Source organism: Granulicella sp. L60 (assembly GCF_009765825.1).
Lineage (GTDB): Bacteria > Acidobacteriota > Terriglobia > Terriglobales > Acidobacteriaceae > Edaphobacter.
Window position 1 is genome coordinate 756,038 of sequence record NZ_LMUR01000022.1, and the last position, 22,097, is coordinate 778,134.

The 22,097-nt window shown below is 54.3% G+C and carries 13 protein-coding genes; 6 read left to right on the plus strand and 7 right to left on the minus strand.

The annotated features are described in order from the left end of the window. Positions 1-62 precede the first annotated feature (62 nt). The 5 genes from GSQ82_RS24125 to GSQ82_RS24145 form a co-directional block, all read right to left on the minus strand. On the minus strand, positions 63-1,490 hold the full coding sequence (locus GSQ82_RS24125) for a glycoside hydrolase family 28 protein (RefSeq protein ID WP_254061893.1): 1,428 nt from the start codon (positions 1,488-1,490) through the stop codon (positions 63-65). A 121-nt stretch (positions 1,491-1,611) separates the two neighbouring features. Further along, complete coding sequence (locus GSQ82_RS24130) at positions 1,612-3,969, minus strand: GH92 family glycosyl hydrolase (protein WP_254061894.1); 2,358 nt, start codon at positions 3,967-3,969, stop codon at positions 1,612-1,614. 60 nt (positions 3,970-4,029) lie between these two features. Beyond that, positions 4,030-5,202, minus strand: coding sequence for a phosphatidylinositol-specific phospholipase C1-like protein (locus GSQ82_RS24135; RefSeq protein ID WP_158794791.1), 1,173 nt, complete (start codon positions 5,200-5,202; stop codon positions 4,030-4,032). Between the two features lie 77 nt (positions 5,203-5,279). Next, positions 5,280-6,746, minus strand: a complete 1,467-nt coding sequence (locus GSQ82_RS24140) for an alkaline phosphatase family protein (protein ID WP_254061895.1) — start codon at positions 6,744-6,746, stop codon at positions 5,280-5,282. Positions 6,747-6,870: 124 nt separating this feature from the next. Beyond that, a complete protein-coding gene (locus GSQ82_RS24145) occupies positions 6,871-10,209 on the minus strand; it encodes a TonB-dependent receptor domain-containing protein (RefSeq protein WP_371417266.1) in 3,339 nt (1,112 codons plus the stop codon). Between the two features lie 280 nt (positions 10,210-10,489). On the opposite strand from GSQ82_RS24145, the gene GSQ82_RS24150 reads away from it, so the two are divergent. The 5 genes from GSQ82_RS24150 to GSQ82_RS24165 all read left to right on the plus strand — a co-directional run bounded on the left by GSQ82_RS24150 (position 10,490) and on the right by GSQ82_RS24165 (position 15,581). After that, positions 10,490-11,971, plus strand: coding sequence for a hypothetical protein (locus tag GSQ82_RS24150; protein WP_254061897.1), 1,482 nt, complete (start codon positions 10,490-10,492; stop codon positions 11,969-11,971). A gap of 514 nt (positions 11,972-12,485) precedes the next feature. Continuing rightward, on the plus strand, positions 12,486-13,316 hold the full coding sequence (locus tag GSQ82_RS24155; protein WP_158794792.1) for a hypothetical protein: 831 nt from the start codon (positions 12,486-12,488) through the stop codon (positions 13,314-13,316). 135 nt (positions 13,317-13,451) lie between these two features. After that, the gene (locus tag GSQ82_RS24610) at positions 13,452-13,652 is read left to right on the plus strand and encodes a hypothetical protein (RefSeq protein ID WP_174243125.1); all 201 of its coding nucleotides are present in this window, start codon (positions 13,452-13,454) and stop codon (positions 13,650-13,652) included. After that, entirely contained in the window at positions 13,645-14,130 is a 486-nt protein-coding gene (locus GSQ82_RS24160; RefSeq protein WP_254061898.1) for an OmpA family protein, read from the plus strand. Before GSQ82_RS24610 ends, GSQ82_RS24160 begins: the two co-directional genes overlap by 8 nt. Before the next feature lie 113 nt (positions 14,131-14,243). Further along, positions 14,244-15,581 (plus strand): amidohydrolase, encoded by a 1,338-nt coding sequence (locus GSQ82_RS24165; protein ID WP_158794794.1) that lies wholly within the window; start codon positions 14,244-14,246, stop codon positions 15,579-15,581. 33 nt (positions 15,582-15,614) lie between these two features. On the opposite strand, the gene GSQ82_RS24170 is transcribed toward GSQ82_RS24165, so the two are convergent. Together GSQ82_RS24170 and GSQ82_RS24175 are read right to left on the minus strand one after the other, a co-directional pair. After that, positions 15,615-18,818 (minus strand): TonB-dependent receptor domain-containing protein, encoded by a 3,204-nt coding sequence (locus tag GSQ82_RS24170; protein ID WP_158794795.1) that lies wholly within the window; start codon positions 18,816-18,818, stop codon positions 15,615-15,617. 309 nt (positions 18,819-19,127) lie between these two features. After that, positions 19,128-20,006, minus strand: coding sequence for a MurR/RpiR family transcriptional regulator (locus GSQ82_RS24175; protein ID WP_158794796.1), 879 nt, complete (start codon positions 20,004-20,006; stop codon positions 19,128-19,130). A gap of 166 nt (positions 20,007-20,172) precedes the next feature. Here GSQ82_RS24175 and GSQ82_RS24180 point away from each other — a divergent pair, with 166 nt between their 5' ends. Further along, positions 20,173-21,873: a serine hydrolase gene (locus GSQ82_RS24180; protein WP_158794797.1), complete on the plus strand. Its 1,701-nt coding sequence runs from the start codon at positions 20,173-20,175 to the stop codon at positions 21,871-21,873. The last annotated feature ends 224 nt before the right edge of the window (positions 21,874-22,097 follow it).

A 22,097-nucleotide genomic window follows, 5' to 3' on the forward strand; every position in this document is an offset into this window, starting at 1 on the left:
TATTTCTAAAAAGTGGTCTGCATTGTTAGTTTTTCGGGTTCTTCGAACACGAAGGGGAAGTCTTAGACGATTTTTACGGCAGGATCGCGCTCCGGGTGGGCCGCTTCGCCTCGGAACCCTTTCATCTCCAGGCCCACAACATTTTCAGCCTCTAGCGCGTAGCTGAAGTAGTCCTGGCGGCTTGTTCCCCAATGAGCCTTACAGGCTTTCAGGACAACGTTCTTTGCGTTCCGCATGGAGTAAGCGGGCGTCGTATGAGGTTCGAGACCCTGATCCCCATGCGCAGTGGGACGGTTATCGAACATGGCTCCGGGATATTTTGTCCAACGGTCGATGGTGATGTCGACATGGTCGAGCAGTACATCCTCAATCAGGTTGTCCTTTGAGCCGTCGATACGCACGCTGTTTTCGGCCCGTGCAGTAAGATTGCGGATGCGAATGTCCCGAAGGCGGCCAACCTTCTCGCCATGCACGCGAGGTCTTACGCTAAGAGAGATTGCTTCTCCCCATCCCCACCATCGCGCTGCATGGTGTTCCGCCACAACTTCGATATCGCGGAACTCGATGTTCGAGATGTCTCCACCATGGCGATGCGTGATCGTGGGTCCTCGGCCGCTGGAGACAACCTTGCACCGCTCGAAGACTATGTTGGAGATATCGCCGAAGGTCTCCGTGCCAATCTTCAGACCGGCGTCCCTCGTCGTGACTCGGCAATCCTTCACTACGATATGCGCCGAAGTGCCGTAGCTGTCCAGATGCTCGCTCGTCTTGATGACGATTGCATCGTCCGCGCACACGATATCGCAGTTGCGAATCTCAACATGGCGGCAGCGATCGGGATCGATGCCGTCGCTGTTCGGCACGTCCAGTAAATTCTGAATACGAATTGTGTCGATGAGTACTTGTTCGCAGCCGAGCATATATAGCCCCCACTGAGGAGCGTGGCCGAAGGAGATTCCGCTTATTTCCAGATTGCGACATGCTTTGAGAGAAAACATCCGTGGACGAAAAGACCTTGGTTCCCATCGTTCATCCGCCTCGGAGTAAGTCGTCATAAACTTCATGGCCTGGCCATCGATATGACCTGTCCCTGAGACTTTAAGTCCGACCGCCTGCTCCGCCATCAGGATTGCCGGAGCGTCCTGCGGATAATCCTTCGGATCTGTGCTCGCAATGAGTTGCGCATCGTCTGCCAGGTGGAGATCAATACCTCCCTTCAACGTCAGAGCCCCAGTTAGATATCTTCGCCCACCCCGTAGCAGGACACGAGCGTTGGTTCCCGACGAGGCGGCGCTGTCGATCGTCCTTTGTATTGCCAGAGTGTCGAGCGTTACACCGTTGCCTGTCGCACCATAATCTCGAACATCGAAGTCGCGAGCCGTCTTCCGGACGAAGAGGCCAGCGGCGGTGCCACTGATGCCCTGGAGGAAGTTTCTTCGAGTAACTGTCGACGTCGTCTCACAGCCTCTAATAAAGTGTTTTTCATCCACGATGTGAGTCCTCACTCTTGCGGCAACTTATTGCGAATATGTACGTCGAGCCATATCTAATAGTTTGTGTTGTGGTCCTGCCTCTATATCCAAGAGAAGAGCGAAGATCTGGGCTGATATTTCAGTGATCGGTGGTCGTGACTTGTGCGGCGGAGCAGACAGGCAAAGCTGCGTCGCTCATGGAGGGCGGTGATGTTGCCTTGCCCCATTCCGATGGCGCTGATCCCATTGTGAGGACTAGTGTTGCTCCGTCTTTGATCTGATAGTGCCGGAACCATGCGTTTGGAAGATCGACTCCATTGAGAGTGGCCGATTGCACATAGCGATTGAGGCCGTTGGCGTCCAAGTTCCTGGCGACGATTCGGAGCTTCCTGCCGTCTCCGAGAGCGAGCGATGCGTTGGGGATGCTCGGCGTACTGATGAGATAGACATCCTCGCCTGCGACTGGGAAGATGCCGAGCGTGGAGAAGATTAACCAGCTGGACATTGCGCCAGAGTCGTCGTTGCCAGGAATGCCGGCACGACTGTTGGTGAAGGCCTTTTCAAGCACCATATGTACGATATCTGCGGTCTTGTCCGGCCGCCCTGCATAGTTATAGAGCACAGGAAGAAGGAAGCTAGGCTCGTTGGTCACGTCGAAGTGGCCACGCAGGAAGGTCCAGTCGAGACGATGAACGAAAGCATCCTTGCCGCCAGCCATCTCGATGAGTCGCTTCATATCTTGCGGGGCATAGATCGAATAGGTCCAGATATCGCCCTCGTAGAAGAAGTCGGGCCAGGTACCGCGGACGACAAGGTACGGGGGAGCCCATGTGCCATTCGGATTGCGTGGACGCATGAAGCCTTTGAAGCCTTGTACTGTCATGTCCTTGTCCCAGAGATGCTCAAAGTTGTGCGCACGGCTGGAATACAGGGCGGCCTCCTTTGTCTTTCCCAGACCACACGCGACCTCGGAGATAGCGAAGTCGTCGTAGCTGTACTCCGCAGTGCGCGAGCCTGAGCGCTCATCGGCGAGCGTGACGAAGCCTTTCTCGTTGTAGTCCTTGAGACCTCCTCGGCCCTCCTTCTGTGCATCGGCGGGAGGCACCTCGGCATCGTGCACCATCGCGGCGAAGGCGGTCTGATAGTCGATGCCCTTGAGTCCCTTGAGGTAAGCGTCAGCAACGACAACGTTGGCGTTAGAGCCGCCCTGGGTGCGGCCGTTGTCGTTGCCGCTGCGTGCATCGGGCATATATCCGGTGTGACGGTATATGTCGATTAGCGAGCGGATGATGTCACGCTGACGATCAGGTGAGATCAGTGTGAGCAGCGGGCTGGAGGTGCGAAATGTATCCCAGATGCAGTAGAAGTCGTCATAGTATGGTTCCGACGACTTCCAGTCCGGGTTCTCGCCGGTGCGATCGGTGGGCATCAGCATGACGTGATAGATCGCAGTGTAGAGCTGACGGCGTTGCGAATCGGTCTCGCCGATCATGTTCAATTTTGCGAGCTGTGTGTTCCAGAGCGCGGTAGCAGCGGCGTGAATGGCCTCGAAGCTCCACGCGGGAACTTCCTGCTGGACGTTCTGCTTCGCCTGCTCGGCGCTGATGAACGAGATGCCGACCTTGGCCTGGATGGCCTGGTTTGCTTTCGTGGTGAAGTCGAAGGAAGCACCGATCGGCGTGTCCGGGCCAACGGTGGCATCCTTTGCATCGGTCAGAGAGCTTCCGGTCCACGTTCGCATCGCTTTGGCGGGCGTGTCGAGCACCATGTAGTAGAAGACTTTGTACTCACCTCCTCTGTTCCAGCCGCCGGTGAATCGAGCTACTCCCTGAGCTTCGTGGTTCGATGTGAGGTGGATCTCCGCGCCAAGAAACTTCTGCGCCTGCCAGTCCGTTCCAAGGCCGAGTGCGTAGGCAATGTTGATAGTGATATGCGTCTGCTGCGAGGTGGGGAAAGTGTACCGATGGAAGCCGACGCGACGACTGCTGGTCAGCTCTGCTTTGACCTGATAGCGGGTAAGAGTCGCTGCGTAGTAGCCGACTTTGGCGACCTCTTCGGTTCGCGGAGATTTGATATCGTTCAGGTCGAGCGGGCCGGTGACGGGAGTTACGAGGATGTTGCCGTATTTGCCCTGGGCTCCGCTGAGATGAAGATGAGAGAAGCCAAGGCTGGAGCCAGTGCTCGAATAACCGAAGCCGGAGCGGCGTCCGTCGAAGGTCTCCATATCAGGGCCTAATTTAACGAGCCCATAGGGGATCGCAGAGCCGACAAAGGTATTGCCGCCCCAGTCCACGCCGATGAAGGGATCGACGTTGCGTGTGTAGTCCCTTTCGGGCTGGACGCTGGCTCCGAAGAGCGGTGCCGTAATAATAGAAAGCGTCGTGCACGCATAGAGGATGAAGCAAGCGAGGCGAACGATGCGGAGTCTGGTCGGGTACTGGAAAGTGAGTGTCACGTGGTCGTCTTCTTCCTCGTCAGACAAAGTTACGTTCGTCAAAAGGATCTCCGTTCGTTGATGGGTGCCAGAAGTATGTTTTTAGATTTCGCTGAACGGTGTTTACTTTGTGGGGGTCGGTTCCAGCAATGCATCGATACAGCCTGGAGGTGCGATCACCGGATTACAACGAGCGGCGAGATTGTGCGGCAGGCCGACGAAAAATCCCGTCCACTTCGATGGTTCTGACGAGGGATAGTCGGTACTCAACATTTGCGCCCCACTCGACAGCGCAAGTTCGGCGCGGGTGCGATCATTGCTGCGCGCCTCCTCGGTTCCATCGTCTGTGCGGGTTCGTATCAGGTATCCCTGTTTCGCGAGAGCATCGATCTCTTCTTTCGTCCCACTGTTCTCTTCGGTGAAGGCTGCGTCCGGAGCGCCCGGAGTGGCATTTGTGAAGATCGCACGGCCGCGAAGCGAGGGATGACCTTCGGTGTAGATCGCTTCTACCGGACGCTGGTCCATTAGGAAGATCACCTTTCCGCGGGACTGCGCCAGGGTGGGCCAGCCACCGGCCTTTTTATCGGTAGAGCCTTTCCCGCTGGACTGAATGGCCTCGAAGAGCGTCGCATAGCTGCCTCGAACCTGGTCTGGAGTAATCATCTCTGTCGGAGAGAAGACGGAGCGTATCTCGGCGTCGAGCGCGTCAAAGGTCGCAGAGGTAAATTGTTCCGGGCCATTCGGAGAGGCCGGTGTTCCCGGACGACTCTGTTTGGTTTCAACCAGAATGAAGATCGGCACGTGCTGTGGGTGCTGCATGGACCAGCTTCGGATCGTCGCGAGGCAGGCGATGAAGGTGTGGCAGGAGCTGCGCTGATCGACGTTCAGGACATGCATCACCTTGAATCCGGGCTTATCCATCTCATGGCTTGGATCGAAGTCCGGATCAGCGGGCAGTCCCGCAGCGGCGACCTTGTCGACGATCGCTGGGTGAGAGTAGCGACCCCCCTTGGAATCGGCATAGACGTCGATCTCGAGCTGGCGAACACCTCCGGATAGTTGATCGCCCAGCGGTGCATGAGCATAGTCGAGTGCGCGCATCGCTTTCGGATTTTGCTGCTCGATCAACTTGCGCTCACTGGGCGCGATGCCTGTGTGATAGCTGTTGTGGCTTCCGATGACCTGGATCTCGTTAATACGGATGGACTGGTCCTGCTTGACTGCGGAAGTCTGTTGTGCCGCGGCACATAGGGGGAACAGGATAATTGTTGGAAGTATGGCGAGGAGGTTCCGCATATCAGGTAGCCTTTGTCTCTCTGGATAAGTGTTTGGTGAACAGCGTGACGGTGAAATTGAAGCGACATTTCATTTACCTACGAGATGCGTCTGCGAGTACCTTTCTCCTGCTTCGGTTGCTGCTGATCAGTAACTGGGAGTTCGGCGGCCGGAAGATTGTTGACTGCATACTTCGCCAGGCGCAGCTCACCAGTGGTGTCAGGCAGCATCGGAGGTTGAGCGGCCGCATGGTTGAAACGAAAGGCCGAGGTTAGGTCGCCGAAGGTCTGCCTCCTCCAGTCACTGATGTTCGTCTCCCGAACGCCAGTGAATTTCTCCAGAAACTGGAGCACTGATGTATGGTCGAATGGCTGGCTGCATACCCAACCTCCTGCCGTCCATGGCGAAATGAGAATGCAGGGAACACGAAAGCCGGCACCGATGGGAAGTCCGTCGATAAACTCCTGAGCGGTACCGGGTGGGGGAACAGGAGGCGGCACATGATCGAAGATGCCATCGTTCTCGTCGTAGTTGAGGATGAATGCTGTCTTCGCCCAAACGTCAGGATTGGACGCTATCGCATCGAGCTTGCTGGCAATAAAGGCTGCGCCCTCCGCAGGCGTGTAATCCGGATGTTCCGACTGAATTGCAGTGGGGAAGAGCCAGGATACCGCAGGCAATTTATCATGGATCGCATCGTACTCAAACTGACCTTCGGAGGACACCGTCATCCCTTTGGTGTAGAGCGGCGAACTCTTTGGAGCGTGGATGAAGTTTCTGAAGCTGAGCAGCCGGTTATAGATGTGGCCTTCCTGATGTGAGTAAGCTTTCCAGGAGATTCCAGCTTCCTCCAGCCGCTCAGCGTAGGTGGTCCAAGCAAAACCTTCCTCTGGCCAGTTGTTGTGCGTCATTGGTCCGCCGTGCTGTCCATCCGGGTCTACCGTTCCTGTCAGCCAGTACATGCGGTTCGGTCCGGTAGGACCCATCATTGAACAGTGATAGTCATCACAGATCGTAAATGCATCGGCTAGGGCGAAATGGAACGGGATGTCCTCCCGCTTGTAGTAGCTCATCGTGTACGGCCCATGCTCGCCATCCGCTTTGCGATGGGCAGGCACCCAGTTATCCATGCGTCCGCCGTCCCATGCCTCATGCTGTACGGCCCATCCATGGCTAGTAGAAGGAATCTTCTGTGCGCTGCTTACACGAGTATTCAGGTGGAACGGCAACAGGTAGCCGTTCGGATTTTGAGTATCGGGCTGATGAAAGACCGACTTCCCGTGAGGAAGCGTCAGTGCGTGCGGATCGTCGAATCCGCGAACACCTGCCAAAGTTCCGAAATAATGATCGAAGGAACGATTTTCCTGCATCAGCATCACGACATGCTTGATGTCGCGCATGGTGCCGTGTCTCGGTTGACCCTGCGCCAGCATACGCTGCACGTTCGGAGGCATAAGCGTCTCGGCAGCGGCGGCAATCGCAAGCCCCGTTGCGCTCTTCAGGAGTCGACGGCGGGTGAACTTCGCCATGGGAACAGATGGGTCAAGTTGAAGTTCAGATTTCATAGACGGATGGAACTCCAGGCGAAAGGCCGAGATTGAGGTGATAGATAAATCGATGCTGTCCGACTGTCAGAACCGTACTCAGGATCTGACAGTCGGACAGCCCGATGTTCTTGCGATGCCTTCGTTAGAAGTTGAATTTGGCGGCGAACTCGATCGTGCGACTTTCGTTGACCACGGACGAGACGACACCAAAGGAAGCCGGGTTGGTGATGGCCGAACTTGGAACTCCGAAGTTCGGATGATTGGCTATGTTGAACACCTCGCCCCGCAGCTGCAGCTTGTAGCGTTCGCCAATGGCAGTGTTCTTTTCCAGATTCATGTCCCAGTTCTGGTAGTTTGGCCCACGGAGCATGTCGTAGCCAGAGTTACCGAAGACATAAGGAGCTGGGGCCGCGAACGCTGCCGGATTGAACCACTCTGCGTTGGTCTTATGCGATGGATATATCGGTACGCCTGGAACGCGGTCTGCACGACCCGTAGCGCCGTATACCTGACTGCCAGGCGCGGTATAGGTGACGGAGAACGGCTGCCCAGTCTGGAAAGAGGTGAGACCAGCCAACTGCCATCCACTGATGAGTTTGTTTGTGAACGCACCTACACTACCGAGCAGCATTTTGTCGTGGCCGAACGGAAGCTCGTACGCGTAGCTGACCTCGAGTGTCTGGGGCGTGATGCTGGAGATGGGGCCGTAAGAGTCGCCGATCTTTGTCGGGTCCTGGTGGTTTTCGATTCCCAGGACGCGAATCCATTGGTACTCGGCATTCACCATCAAGCCGTGTCTGTATTGTTTGTGCAGACCCACTTGTAGCGAATTGGCAGTCGTGTGGTAGAGGGGATCAAATGCATCCGTGATCGTCGAGAAAGGTTGAAACGGCCTACGCGACTGCTCCACGGTCATTCCCGGCGCTGCATAGTTGATGTCGGGTTCTGTGTTGCCGGTGCCGCCGTGGTTGTTCTGATGGATGGTGCGCTGACCGACGTAACCGATGCGCAGATCGATGGAGTCGGGCAGTTGCTGCTCGAGCGCGAGGTTGTACTGCTCGGTGTAAGGCGTAATCGGTTTATGCTGAGCGATCGTCGTGGGATTGGCTGCAACGGAGGGATTTGCAGCGAAGGGGTCGTTCATCGTAAGGGTCGGCGACGTGCTGTTTGTATACGAGAGACTGCTGACAAACGGCAGGTTGCTGAAACCACCGTCAACATAGGAAGAGGGAAGCAGATTGTAGTACTGACCTACAGCGCCGCGGATTACTGTCTTCGGCTGAAGTTGATAGGCGAAGCCGAAGCGTGGCGCGATATTCGTCGTTGGTTGGCCGAGGTAGGCGAACATGCTGGTCGGCAAGCCCACCGCTGGCGCAAGAACCGTATCCGGAATGTAGACAGCGTTACTTCCAGCCGGGTACGCTTTCGCGAAGACGACAACTTTGCCGATGCTGGGCACGAAGAGCGATTCCGTACCATATGGGTTGTCGTGGAAACGTTGCAGATCATACCGAATGCCGTAGTTGATCGTCAGCTTTGGCACCGGCTTCCAGTCATCCTGGATGTAGAAGCCATACTGACTCGTATTGAAGCGCACTACGTAGTCGTGTGGAGTTGCGTTGGCAGTGGTATTCGGATAACCCAAGAGGAAGTCGGCGTATGCGATGCCGGAGTACCGCCCTGTGAATGTGAAAGCACCATGCGATTGCGAACTGTCTTGCCAGGAATCGTTATACAGATAGGAGACACCAGCCTTGATTGTGTGCCTAGGTAAGACCTTGGTCATTGCGGTATTGCCTTGATAGGTCTGTTCGAGGTTCTTGGAGCCAGCCTCCGAGAAGGCAGTGATGTTAGTGATCGTCAGTGACGGCGCACCTTCGAGCAGCTGTGTACCCAGCCCCGGGATGATCGCCGAGAAATCCGTCTTGTAGTTCTGTGCGTCGCGGTATAGCGGAAGGTGGAGGTATGAGACATAGCTGTCGAGCAGCAGGGTGGGTGAGAACGTGTGGGTCCAGCCGGCTACAAAGATATCGTTGTGTTCACCGTCGCGCGCTACACCACCAGCGAGGCTGGATCCACTACCTTGGGTTGCTACGTCTGCAAATGGCCCATAGTAAGCGCGGAGCCACGTTCCTCGAATCTGATCGCGATCGCTGAGCTTATGATCGAGCCGCAAATTGAAGCGCGTAACTTCCGTGGTGTGTGGAACCAGTTCGAAGGTATTGACGCCAGTGGTCTGCGTCGTCGACTGAGGAAGAAGCAGGTTTTGCAGTTGAACGTCCACTGGATTGAATGGAACATTGATCTTGTTTCCGGGGAACGGCTTCCCGGTCAGTGGATTGACGATGACTGTGTTCGGTGCCGAGGCGGTGGCGCAACTGCCTCCGGCGAGAAAGCAGCTGAAATCGCCGTTGCGCTCGGCCGTTGTGGGCTGGGTGCTGGTAAGCGGATTGGATTGGGTGAGATGGAACCCTTCGTAGCTGGCAAAGAAAAAAGATCGGTCTTTGCCGTTATACAAGTGAGGAATATAGATAGGCCCGCTAAGGTTTCCGCCATACTCGTTGCGCTGGTAGGGTGGTCGTACTGGGGCGGCCGAAGCTGCTCCGAAGAAGTAGGGCTTTGCTCCTGTCCCGCGGCTCCTGTTGAACTCGAGCCCTTCGCCATGCAACGCATTGCCTCCGCTGGCGCTTACGATGATGACCTGGTTCGGCTGGTTGAACTCTGCGGCAGCGCCTTGGGTAATAACCTTGAACTCGGCCAGCGCGTCAAGCGGCGGCACCTCGCCTTCACCGCGCTGTAGTTCAACCTCCTCATTGGTAACGCCGTCGAGAGTAAAGCCGACATCTCCATAGGAGTTGCGCTGGTTGGTACCGAAGGCGAGTGTCACGCCGCGGACGGGCACCTGATCCTGGGCGGCGACGTCCTGCACGCCGGGGACAAGATTGATGAGGCCGAGAATGCTTACGTGGCCGTTCAACGGAGTGTTCTGGATGGTGGCACTGTCGACTACCAATCCGACCGAGGAAGTTTCGGTCTGGATGACCGGATCTTCCCCTGTCACGTTCACAGTCTGCTGGTCCGAACCGATAGTTAGCTGAGCATCGATCTTCGCCACCTGATCGATCGCAAGCGTGAAGTTGTCCTTCTGAAAGGCTTCAAAGCCCGGCTTGTCGACTCTGACGCTATACCCCCCCGGTGGCAGTTGCGGAACAGTATAGGACCCGACATCGGAGCTGACTACGGTATGGATCGCGTTCGTATCGATCTGGCGAACCATTACAGTTGCTCCGGCCACCGAAGCTCCACTTGCATCGGTTACAGTTCCAGTAATGGATCCCGTAATGCCCTGACCGAACAAACTCGGACCCCATAAAAGGGTCAGGATGAATAGCAATCCACAATGAAGAGCGGAGTACCTTCTTCTGCGAGGGTCCGGAATCTTCGTAAATTCTCTCGGCATCTCCAACAACAAAGCTTTCATTACATCTCCTTTTGCGCTTGGCCTGAGGTTTCGCACGCATGCGAAAAGAAAGAGATCAACCTGCAGTCCTGATGGCTTCGAGTATTGGGTGGCGGCCATCTCGACGGTAGGGGTTTTCCTTGTGACAAACGAATTACCACATTGTGGTTGAGCTATCCCCTTTGGCATCAATACGCATCATCCCGTTTTCTGCGGGTGCACCCACGTGTACGATCGCTGCAGAAGCTTCGGTTCACAGGACGTTCATCGAAGCACTTTACACTTTGCCTAAGAAGTGAGTTTGAAACCCATCATGCAAACTCTGGAGCCATCACCGAAGATTGTCGCGGGCGGCCTTCCACGTGTGAAAGTGGCAGGTGCTACCGACGTGGTTGCGCATGCAGATGATCCTCGCTGGCAGCTTGCGCGACGCATCGCCGCGAGCGGCAGCCTGGGACGCTCACGGCTGCTTACTGATTTTTTGCTCTACATAGTCGATCGCCATATCCGAGATCGCACTGACGAGATCACTGAGCAACAAATTGGAATTCTGGTCTTCGGAAGAGCGGAAGGCTACGACGCGAATGACGACAACATCGTTCGCAGCTACGCGAGAAACCTGCGTAAACGAATCGATGAGTACTTTGCGGCCGAAGGGAAAGAGGAATCGCTTCGACTGGAGATCCCTCGTGGCGGTTATGCACCGTCATTCTCCACCATAAGATTGGATACGGAGTCATCAACTGGTAACCTGATCGATCCACATCCCATGTCTCCGCCGATCAGTGAAGCAGATAAAGCGTCAGATGATTCCTCAACGCCGGAGTTCGAAGCACATCTCCAGTCACTGCCTACCATTGTTGAAGCACCCACGCCTATTCTTATACTTCCTTGGTATAAAGAGCCAGGGGTGGTCCTTCGCAAATATGGAGCGGTTCTTGCGCTCTGTATCGGCATCATCTTAGGGTTAGGTGGCGCCGTTTTGGGGCCGTTGCCATTCTTGAAGCGCGTCTTTCCGTCGGCATCTGAGTCTGCATCAATTTCTCTGTGGTCTCAGATATTCAGCAGCGATCGAGATACCTTCATTGTGCCTTCGGATGACGGGCTGATTATCATGCAACGACTTACCGCGCGCCCGGTTCCTCTCTCTAGCTACGTCAATGGAAGTTATCGAACAAATATTAAAATGGATGGGGATTCGGGTGCTCCCGAGATCCTCAAGCTCGGGGGGCGACGCTATACCAGCGTAGTCGACCTGGCTTTTGTTGCTCACATGGCTCAACTGGATGAGGTTGTACCCGGCCGCATGGTGATCCGATATGCGCGTGATCTGCGCATGGACGACCTTAGAACTGGAAATGCTGTTCTGATCGGTTCCACTGAAGCCAATCCCTGGATTGAACTTTTTCAGGCCCATATGGACTTTCGTTTCAGTATCAATCCTGGCTCTGACAAACCGTCCGGGATACTCAACTCACACCCACAGGTTGGGGAGAATGCACTGTATAGCGCTTCGGATCAAGATCATACGTATGGTCTCATTGCTTATGTGCCAAACCTCACTTCTACAGGGCACGTCTTGATCGTGGGTGGGCTAAACACTGCCGGCACCGAAGCAGCGACTACGTTCCTGCTCACCCCATCGCTGATGATGCCGACGCTCCAACGTGCAAAGATGGCTCATGGCGGCCTTCAACCATTCGAAGTACTTGTGGGCGCTGCCAATGTTGCTACAAATGCATCGGCTCCGCAGTTAATTTTGGAACGAATAGGCCCTTCCTAGGGGCGTTCATGGCAGCCGATACTCGAGCGGGTAGGGAAGTCCCGTACATGGGGCTCGTCTATAGGTAGAAGCGGGCGCACCTTCATAATCGAATGACTGCTCGGAGCTTAGAAATAAGTCATCGGCGCCGGTGCGGGAAGAATGAATCATCAATTGAAATGGTTCAACATATGCTTGAACTGCGGTATGATCGGTTTCCAGAAAGTCAGCAATTCGGACGATTGCTATGCTTGGCCGGAAGCGGACAATTCGGAGTAAGCAACGCGATACATGCCAAACCGCTTACGTAAAGCAGTACGAGGCGTCTCCGGACTTTACCTTTCCCGAAGAGTTCGATCTGTCCGCGCACAATATCCTACTTTCGGAGTCTATCCGAACCGGTAACGTCACCACTGTTCTCCTCTACTGGATCTCGAAGGCGAGATCCCAGGCTCAGGAACCAGTCGTCGCTAAGATACTTGGCCTCAGAAATGGGCAGGTTGTCGGCGAGGTCATACAGGTTTTAGCTCCCAGGATGCCGAAGTGGACAGAAAATCCTGCGAAATGGGGAAATTGGATCGTCGGGACAGCTGCACTCTTTGGCGCTTTGACGGTCATTCGGGATAACTTTACTGAGCTTTTCGCGCGGCCAAATGTCATCATCTTCGCCGCCAACTCCACGGTGAAGAACTTCCATGTTGGAGATACTCTTGATATCCCACTCGTTGTCCGCAATCAGGCGCGGCTCGGCCAAGTTGAAGTTAGCCTCAAAGACGTACACCTTCAGCCTTCAGACGGAAGTGGTTCATCGAATACGCTTAAATTCGATATCTCTCAGGTGCCGCAGCTACAAGCTGGCCAAAACGCCGATCTTCACGTTATTGGTATGTCGCCTCCTCTGCGTAGTGTGAAGCCGCAAAGCTATTCCATCGAGGTGCAGGCGGAGGCGAAGGAAGGGCTCCTGATGCCTGCCAGAAAGCCTGACTATCGTCCATTCACCATCACAATCTGGCCGGACCAGAGCACAGACATTCAGGCAAAAAAGATTAGTCCTACCGTCGCTCGAATAGAGATGGCATTAACCACTGGTGTAGGTGCCTCGAGCGGACTTCACGGTCAGCTTATCTTCACCTCGGCGATTCCGCCAGAAAACGGTGGAATCGCCTTGATGTCCGGTGCGACCTCTATTGGCGTACCTATGGTAGTGACAGGTTCAGCTGGCTCTGTTGCGAAGATTCAATTTCAGACTGGCCCCATTCAACCTTTTCATAGATATCTTTACGCGGTTCAGATAGCATTTCCCCATCCTCTTACGGCAGCAGAGTGGAGCTCCCTTTGCTCTTCGATGAAGGTGGTATTTGGGTGAATCGCGCTCTCCAAATCTTGGCTTTTGTACTATCGACTTGAACATCTTCCACGAGAAGCGACGCTCACTCTGACCTGTTCCCAGCTCGGTTATAACCCCAATCCCACAAAAGGTATTGTCAAGTTCAAAGGAGGGTTGGCCACATGGAATACGCGTCTTTTTAAGGATAACGGTGACGCTGCTTATCTGAAAGCGGCAGCTGCTCAAATCTCTTCCCTGAACGGCTCCGCTCGCATCCGTGAAGCCAAGTTTGTAGCTGACAATGCGGACGCAGAGAGCAGGAAGACGATTGGTATGGAGATCCAGAAGATGTCTAATGGAGCCAAGCTTGGCTGAGGTTGCGGCGGTCTTCAATTATGGAACTTCTGAACCTGATCAGATGCGTGAAAAGCTGAGGGTCCAGCTGGATGCAGTGCTCGCAACCGATGAAAGCTCGCGTGGCCTCATCGCCAACATAAGCGATGTGCAGTTCGACACTGGGAGATATACATTGAAACCGGCCGCGCAGGTCAGTCTCACGAAAGTGGCGAACATCCTGCAAGAGTATCCGGGTTTGAAGGTGCAGATCGAAGGCCATGCGGACTTGATCGGTGGTGATAAATACAACGATACGCTCAGTGAAAAACGAGCTAACGCCGTTCACGATTTCCTTCTAGCGAATGGCGTTCCAGCGGCGAATGTAACCACAGTCGAATACGGTAAGAGCAGTCCTATTGCGGATAACCAAACGGCCTCAGGACGACAGCAAAGACGGCATGTGGCACTGGTCGTGTCAGGCGATGTGATCGGCAGTCAGCCGAACAAGCCTGAATAAGTGAGGACGACAGTCACGTAGTTGTTATGAGAACCACACTAGAAAGACCATCCTGCCAATAGAGGTGGACGATAACACCGTCGCTTTACAGTAAGTCGAGGGGAAGATAGCTCATGGATGTGAAGAAGAAATTGTGGGTCGTGGTGTGCTTGACGCTCTGGTGCGCAACAGCGAGTTCGAGATCACAGGACGTTCCTGAGCTGGTAAAGCATCAGATGCCTGAGTTGATCTCCGCATATAAGGAGTTACACGAGAACCCGGAGCTCTCACACTTCGAGGTGAAGACCTCCGCTTGGCTTGCAGGTCAGTTGCGGTCCGCGGGGTACACAGTTACCGAGAACGTGGGCAGATACAACGATGGATCTCAGGCATACGGCGTAGTTGGCGTCATGAAGAACGGCAAGGGTAAGACTCTCCTGCTTCGCACAGATATGGATGCTCTGCCAGTTATAGAGAAGACTGACCTGCCTTACGCGAGCAAAGTCCGAACGAAAAATGCCGCTGGTCAGGAGGTGGGCGTGATGCATGCGTGCGGGCACGATGTTCACCTGACCACCATGGTTGGGGTCGCGAGAGTGATGGCTGTAGAGAAAACAAAGTGGCATGGAACCCTGATCTTGATTGGGCAACCCAGCGAGGAACTCGCCGAGGGAGCGCAGGCCATGCTTTTGGACGATCTATATCAACGTTTTGGCAGACCAGACGTTGCGCTTGCGCTGCACGATAATGCCTCCCTTGCGGCAGGAATGGTGGGCATCACAAGTGGACCAGCGATGGCTAGCTCCACAACGGTTTTTGTAACGATGAGAGGCGTTGGCGGACACGGTGCAATGCCTGCGTCGACGAAAGATCCTGTTGTGATGGCGGCGGAGTTTGTTACGGCAGTGCAGACGATTGTGAGTAGACAGACACTCCCGACGCACCCGGCGGTGGTGACGGTAGGCACGATTCACGGTGGGACACAGAGCAACATTATTCCTGATGAGGTAAAGATGGGGTTGTCGGTGCGAGCACTTGACGAAACAACTCGCAAAAATGTCCTGGAGGATATACAACGCACTGCGGATGGGGTTGCCCTGATTGCCGGCGTCCCGGCTGAACGAAAGCCTCAGGTCGAAGTGGCGCATTTCACATCGCCAATCTACAACGATCCGATGCTCACCGCACGCGTGCGCCATGTGCTCACTGATGCCCTGGGAGCGGACAATGTCCTTGATCTCGAGCCAGTGATGGTGAGTGAAGATTTCGGGCTCTTCGGTTTGCCAGACCATGCGATCCCGACAGTACTCTTCTGGCTGGGTGCGGTCGACCCGGTGAAGGTTGCAGCAAGTGTGACCAGCGGCGTACCTCTACCATCCCTTCACTCTAGTATGTTTGCACCACTACCGGAACTGACGTTGAGTACCGGAGTAACGGCGATGAGCGATGCAGCTCTTGATCTATTGAAGTAGATCTATACAAAATTCGGGAGACTGAGATTTCGATTAGAAGTCGAAGCGCAGCCCAACCTCGCCTTCTCGACCAGGCAATGTCTGTGTAGTAGTAGGAGGCTGGCTGTTATCTGGTAAGGTTTCATACTGCGTGATGCCTGCGGTATTTGCGTTGTTGAAGAGGTTGAACATCTCAAAGTAGAGGTTTAGCCGCTTAGCATCTTTGATTTGAAAGATCTTTGATACTCGCGTATCCATGTTGATGTAGACGGGAGCTCGGTTGGAGTTGCGGATGAAGTTCAGGTCACGTCCGCCGTACAAACCGTCTCCATCCACATCAGGCGGATTGTTGGAGGCGAGCGTGTAAGCAAATCCCGATTGGGCTCTGAAGATTCCGCTCAGTTGGAAACCCAGCGGCATATCCCAGATACCGTGGGCCAGCACGGTTTGTGGAATGGAAAGATCAGAAGGACCATAGTCAAGATCTGGCCCGTTGTAATGAGCCTGAACCTTTGGGATATAGTTGCCGTTGCTGGCGATGAAAGCGTGCTGAGCATTATTAGCGCCGGTGACCGGATCGGTATAGTTTGGTACTGGTCCAACGTAGCTATCTGTAGGAACACCAATGTATGTCGCGCCGCCGGTGGTCTGAGCACTAGAGTTCAGGCTTGAGTTGAGAGCGTTATCCCACTCCTTTGCATAGGTGTATGCAATGGAGCCTTGGAAGTGGCGTGACATGCGCTTCGCTAGCTCTAACGTTAGGCCATCGAAAAAACCACCTAACCACGGTCCATAGCCAAGTACGCGCTCAGTACCATTTGTGTAAGTGGTGGAATTCCCAACCTCACGTGATTCGAAGGTGAGATTTGTAACACGGACGCCGAGAATGTGATTGATGTTGCGATGGTAGTAGTCTGCCGTCAAGGTCATCGTCGGAGTGAGTTCCTGCTGGATGCCAAAGTGAATCGCAGTTGTGTAGGGAGTTTTGAAGGCCGGGTCTACTGTAACTGGAACGGTATATTGCGCGAACGCATCGTGGATGGATAGGTTGCCGAACGGATCCCAGGTAAAGTAACCGGGTTGCTGGTTGATCGCGGCATCAGCTACGGCGAGAAACGCATCGGGGGACAATCCGCTGGCTGTCTGCACATTACTTTCGTTGACGACTGCATTTTGCGCAACACCTGTGGCGTTGTTGAGGTGGTCTATTCCATAAAGAGGTACGCCGGGAGCACAGGTCAGTTTTGCAGCGGCGATCTGCGCGTCGGTCATACTATTGGCAACGCAAGGTACGTTATCACCGAGACCGTTGAAGTAGCTTGTAATCGTGCTCGGATTTCCGTAGAAGAGGCGAGGGAAAGACATGTACTTCTCGCTGATTACGGTAGCACCGCCGAACTGTGGAACATCCCTTGCAATGCCCAGGCGGAAGTGATCGTAGAAGATTCCATAGCTGGCATGAACGACCGTCTTGGGGAGCACCTGCCAGGCAATCCCTATGCGAGGGGAAACGTTACCAGTATTGGGAAATCTTGAGTCGTAATCCCATCGTAATCCAAGGTTCAACGTGATGTTGCCTTTGATCTTCCAGTCGTCCTGGGCGAAGAGACCGTCATAGGCGTTACGGAGACGAATTTGATTCTGTGCTGTTGTACCTCCCTGTTCAGTCAGGTAGTAAACGCCGGAGTTTGTAGAACCATATTGAGCGAGATCCGATTCTGTGCTGAATAATTGATTGAAGAGTGAATTAGATTCAGTGCCGTCAACATGCGTGTGTTGGTAGTCCCATCCAATCTTTGGATCATGATTGCCGATGTGCTTCGTGAGGTTGGAGCCAAAAGATATATAGTCCTGAGAGATTTGCAACGGCGTAAATCCAGCTCCATACGAAACTTGACCCTGATCACCAAACAGATCTCCAGTATCGAGCCCGGAAAAGAGGTTGTCCAGAGTGTTAGATATGCCTGCCTGTGGGTGAGAGGCGCTTGTGAGACTAGGCTCTCCGCGAAACTGTGCGTAGGAGGTGATTAGGAAGGGATTGCTCTGTGAGCCGAAAAGCCAAGCATCGGAGCCGCCAATCATGAGATAACGTTGGCCGATGTTGCTGCGTGTTGATGGCAGGCTGGTTGTGAGTGAGAGCGGAAGGTAATCGCTGATGTGATTGTTGGTGTAGTTTACCTGCTCACTTATCTGATGACGCCCAAACTGTTCATCAAGGCGAACTCTGAAACGGGTGTCATCTGTCATCGAATGCTTATCGTAAGTCGCTTCCGCCACTTGAAGGCTAGGGGGAAGACCTGCGGGATAGACGAAGTTCAGTTGACGGGACTCCATGATGCGCTCTGCCGAGGCGAAGGCAAATATCTTGCCTCTAAGGAGAGGGCCACCGATCTGTGCCGCTGGGTCCCAACGAAGCAGAAAGGGCGGTTTGGACAAGGAGTTGTCGGAGGAATCGAAGACAGAGTTGCGATGAAAGAAGGATATAAGTCCGTGGACGTCGTTTGTTCCGCTGCGGCTGACGACGTTGATGACACCTCCCGAGGAGTGGCCAAATTCAGCCTTATATGACGAGGTAATCACTTGAAACTCGAGGATCGCGTCCTGATTGAACTGAGCGGCCGCGCCACCGTTCAGGTAGTCGTTGTTGGGCATGCCGTCGATGAGGAAGTCAGCATTGCCGCCGCGCTCGCCGAGAATAGGAGTAGCCGCATCGCTTCCGGTGTTGGCCTGACGGTTGATTGCGACGCCCGGCACCAATTGCATAAGATCTAGGTAATTTCGGCCGTTGATCGGCATATCTTCGATTTGACGCGGTGTAATGGTGGCTCCGGTCGAGGAGGTGGTGGTCTCAAGCATGGGGGCAGCTGAGGTCACAGTCATCTCCGTGGTGGCTGTGGCGACTGTCATTGTGATCGTTGGGGTAAGAGGTTGGTTGACCAGCAATTCAGCCTTCTTAATTTCCTGAGTCGCAAAGCCTGGTGAGCTTACCTTGATGGTGTAAAAACCGGGAGTCAAGCCCTGCACCAAAAACTCACCCTTACCGTCAGCCACAGTCTCTCGGGTAGTGCCGACATCGGAACTGGTAATGGTGACGCTTGCTCTTGGAATGCCTCCGCCTTGTGCGTCGACCACGCGACCGTTGATGGACGAGGCTACCTGGCCAATACCGGAAACGGTTAGAAGGAGCAAGATGCTTAGGAGGGCGAACGTGCCCGTGGCTTTACAGGCGAGAAAGGAACGATTCAACGGACAAATCATGTGTGCCCCCATGCATCTATTCGGATTTAAGGAATGGATCTGCTTTCACTTCAATGCAACGTATGTTTCTTTAAAGTAGTAAGTCGGGTTAGTATGCGACAGATTAGTCACAGGGTCAACAATAAAATTAGGGGAATAATGCGATATGTCTCGTGATATCTCACCGCATCATCTGTTGCGATACGTTAGATAGGACGAGAAAAGGGAGAACGTTGTTCGCGGTGCGTAACTTGCGCTAGGATCAAAGGTTATAGCTATTTAGGATCGGGACAAACGACCACTGGTCATCCGCGTCGGTGATAGTTTGTATTATTCGGTTTCGAACCAGCGGAAGCCTTGGCGTTGCTCCTTGGCAGCCTCGCGCAACAGGGAAAGGCTCGTATCACGGTCGTAGTTCGCGCACGCAACCAAAATCAGGTTCGCCAGCGACATCGGCGCGACGTAAGAGTCGATGAAGGAGTTACTTTCGACCGGGGCAACAAAAAATTCATCAGCCAGCCTAGCAATAGGTGAGACGTAAGTTCCGGTGATTCCGATGCAGTAAGCGCCGTTCTTGCGGGCTCGCTGCATCCCCTCGACCGTTTGGCGAAGCCCTTTGCGGAAGCTGATTGCGATAACAACGTCGCCTTTGCCAATGGAGCGCGTGATATGAAGGCTGCGGCCAACGGTTGTTGCGATGAGCACGGGAAGGCCGATGAGAGTGAGGTGATGCTCGAAGTAATGCACCAAATTTTCGGCAAGATCACCGCCCAGGATAAGCCTTCGCCGGGCACCATGAATGCGTTTTGCAGCGGACGCGAGCCTTTTCGCGTCTAGTTTGTTCCGGACCGAGTTCAGGTTTCTGACATCTTGCTCCATAGTCGCATTGAGGTAATCCGGAATATTAGCGAGTGTTCTGGCACTTTCCTGCATACCGTCGAGCGAGGTTGCATTGGCGATGGAAAGATCCCGAAGGTAGTTCTGGAATGACCGATAGTTCTCAAATCCCATACGCTGTATGATCCGAACCATGGTCGCGGGATCGGTGCGGACCTTTGCCGCAGCGGCGCGGACACTAAGCAGAACGAACTCTCGCGGATTCTCTAGTACCGGGCGGATAAGTTCCTGTCGCCGCGGGTTGAGCTGCTTCATCCAACTCATCAGGCCGCCCGGCGGCATTCCATTCTCGTCGGTTATGTTCGTTGCCATAAGTCGCAGCATTGCTGAAAGCGAGAATGGTGTCAACTTAAAGATGAAGTTTCCCGCCACGTTAATTTATTTAATGTCGTATGCAACATTCATTGCATATCATGTTACGCTCTGACGCATGCGAAATGAGCTAAATAGAAGATCTTTCCTTGGACGGAGCGCATGGATGCTTGGTGCAGCGCTTCTACCGATTGATACGTCTACTGCATCAGCGAGCGGGACGCCGGGGGCGGAGCAGTCTACAGGGCCGTTGGACCGATTCGTAAAGAGGTACATGGAGACAATGCATGCGCCCGGGATGACAGTTGCGCTACTCGCAGACGATCAAGTGACCTCTCGTGCATTTGGTTACGGTAATTCTCAAGCCCGACTTCCCGTGGCCGTCGAGCAACCGTTTTGGATTGGGTCGATCTGTAAGTCATTTGTTGGGATCGTAGCCATGCAACTGCTGGACGAGGGCAAACTTGATCTGCATAAGCCTGTACTCGAGATTATGCCTGACCTTCCGTTTGTCAACGACTTCGGACCGATCACAGCGCATCATCTCTTGACGCATACTTCCGGGCTTCCCAACTGGTTGCAGCTTTTTTCGAGCGATCCGTCGCAACGGGCAAAGCAGGCCTATGCCCCTGGGGATCGGTTCGCGTACTGCAACCTGGGTTACGACACTCTTGGTTTGCTAATCGCTCATTTGGATGGCCAGAGGTGGCCGGAGGTTGTAACCGCTCGTGTGTTTAGGCCGCTTGGAATGGCTGGAGCTTCCGGACAGATTGATGACAGTGTTCAGGCTCGAATGCCCACGGGATATCAGTTCCAGTACCGCGATCGTTCTTGCACAGTCGCTGATCCACTGGTGGCGAGCGGATATGTGCTGATGAGCAATGCCGCGGGTAGCATTGCGGCTACCGCAGACGACATGGCTAAATATATGCGCATGCTCGTTAGGCGTGGGATCGGGCCTGCAGGGCGCATCGTATCTGAGGAGGGTTTTAAGCTGTTCTCGACACCATACATCAAGGCTCCCGTCCTGAGCCCGAATGCTAGCTATGGATACGGAGTCGGAGTGGAGACGATCGATGGCCGTATGATGCTTCGGCATACCGGAGGAGCTACCGCCTTTGCATCGTCGATTCTCGTTGATCTGGATGGGGGCGTAGGAGCGTTTGCCTCGATCAATGCGATGCAGGAGTATCGTCCGAACCCGGTGACAAAGTTTGCCGTCGATCTGTTATATGCCGAAAAATCGCGTCGTACAGCTCCGAAGGAACCGGGGATCGAGAATCCACTCGACTGTAAGCGGCCCGAAGAGTTCGGAGGTGTATACAAGTCGACCGATGGCGAAACACTGACCGTCAAAGCTCAGGGAAGTTCGTTGGTGCTTACTGGCGTTCGCGGTATGACCAGCCTGCGTTCGCTGGGACCTGACCTATTTAGTGCTGCAGACGGAAGAGTTTTGGACGGCGGTGGCTCTACGGATGCACCTAGTGAATTCGCTCTTATCTTCGAGCGGGATAAGTCCGCTTCGTCTCCTGGCGTTATTGGGCTGAGCTATGGGCCACGATGGTATGCCGGAGAACGATTCCATGGACCACACGAGGATTCACGAATGGAAGAGGCAGAGCGCTACAAAGGTGTGTATACCAATGACAGCCCCTGGATGTCGCCATTGCGCGTGGTTGAGCGCAATGGAAAGTTATGGCTGGATGGGGTGGAGGAGTTGCATTCAACAGGTATCGATCGCTTCGCAGTCAACGGCGGTGAGGGCACGCTTGAATTGGAGTTTGTTTCGTTCCTTGATGGTCGAGCTCAGATGCTTAAAATCAACGGTGATGTTCTCCGTCGAGTTGCTCTGATCGCTTCCACCTAGGGCATAATCTTCGTTTGCTTGTAGCCGGGACCATAGAGAGCAACGCCTGGCTTTGCTCCGGTATGCTTCTGTTGGTCGACCACGATGGTGCCGCTTACCAGAACATAGTCGATGCCGGCGGGATATACATTCGGGTCCCGATACGTTGAGAGGTCCTGAATCTTTTCGTAGTCGAAGATAGTTACATCGGCTTACTGTCCCTCGCGGATGAGGCAACTCGTCGG

Coding starts and splice junctions, on each gene's coding strand:
- GSQ82_RS24135 (WP_158794791.1), bottom strand. CDS start 5,202: ATGCGGAACCTCCTCGCCATACTTCCAACAATTATCCTGTTCCCCCTA.
- GSQ82_RS24140 (WP_254061895.1), bottom strand. CDS start 6,746: ATGAAATCTGAACTTCAACTTGACCCATCTGTTCCCATGGCGAAGTTC.
- GSQ82_RS24145 (WP_371417266.1), bottom strand. CDS start 10,209: ATGAAAGCTTTGTTGTTGGAGATGCCGAGAGAATTTACGAAGATTCCG.
- GSQ82_RS24155 (WP_158794792.1), top strand. CDS start 12,486: ATGCCGAAGTGGACAGAAAATCCTGCGAAATGGGGAAATTGGATCGTC.
- GSQ82_RS24165 (WP_158794794.1), top strand. CDS start 14,244: ATGGATGTGAAGAAGAAATTGTGGGTCGTGGTGTGCTTGACGCTCTGG.
- GSQ82_RS24170 (WP_158794795.1), bottom strand. CDS start 18,818: ATGATTTGTCCGTTGAATCGTTCCTTTCTCGCCTGTAAAGCCACGGGC.
- GSQ82_RS24175 (WP_158794796.1), bottom strand. CDS start 20,006: ATGGCAACGAACATAACCGACGAGAATGGAATGCCGCCGGGCGGCCTG.
- GSQ82_RS24180 (WP_158794797.1), top strand. CDS start 20,173: ATGCTTGGTGCAGCGCTTCTACCGATTGATACGTCTACTGCATCAGCG.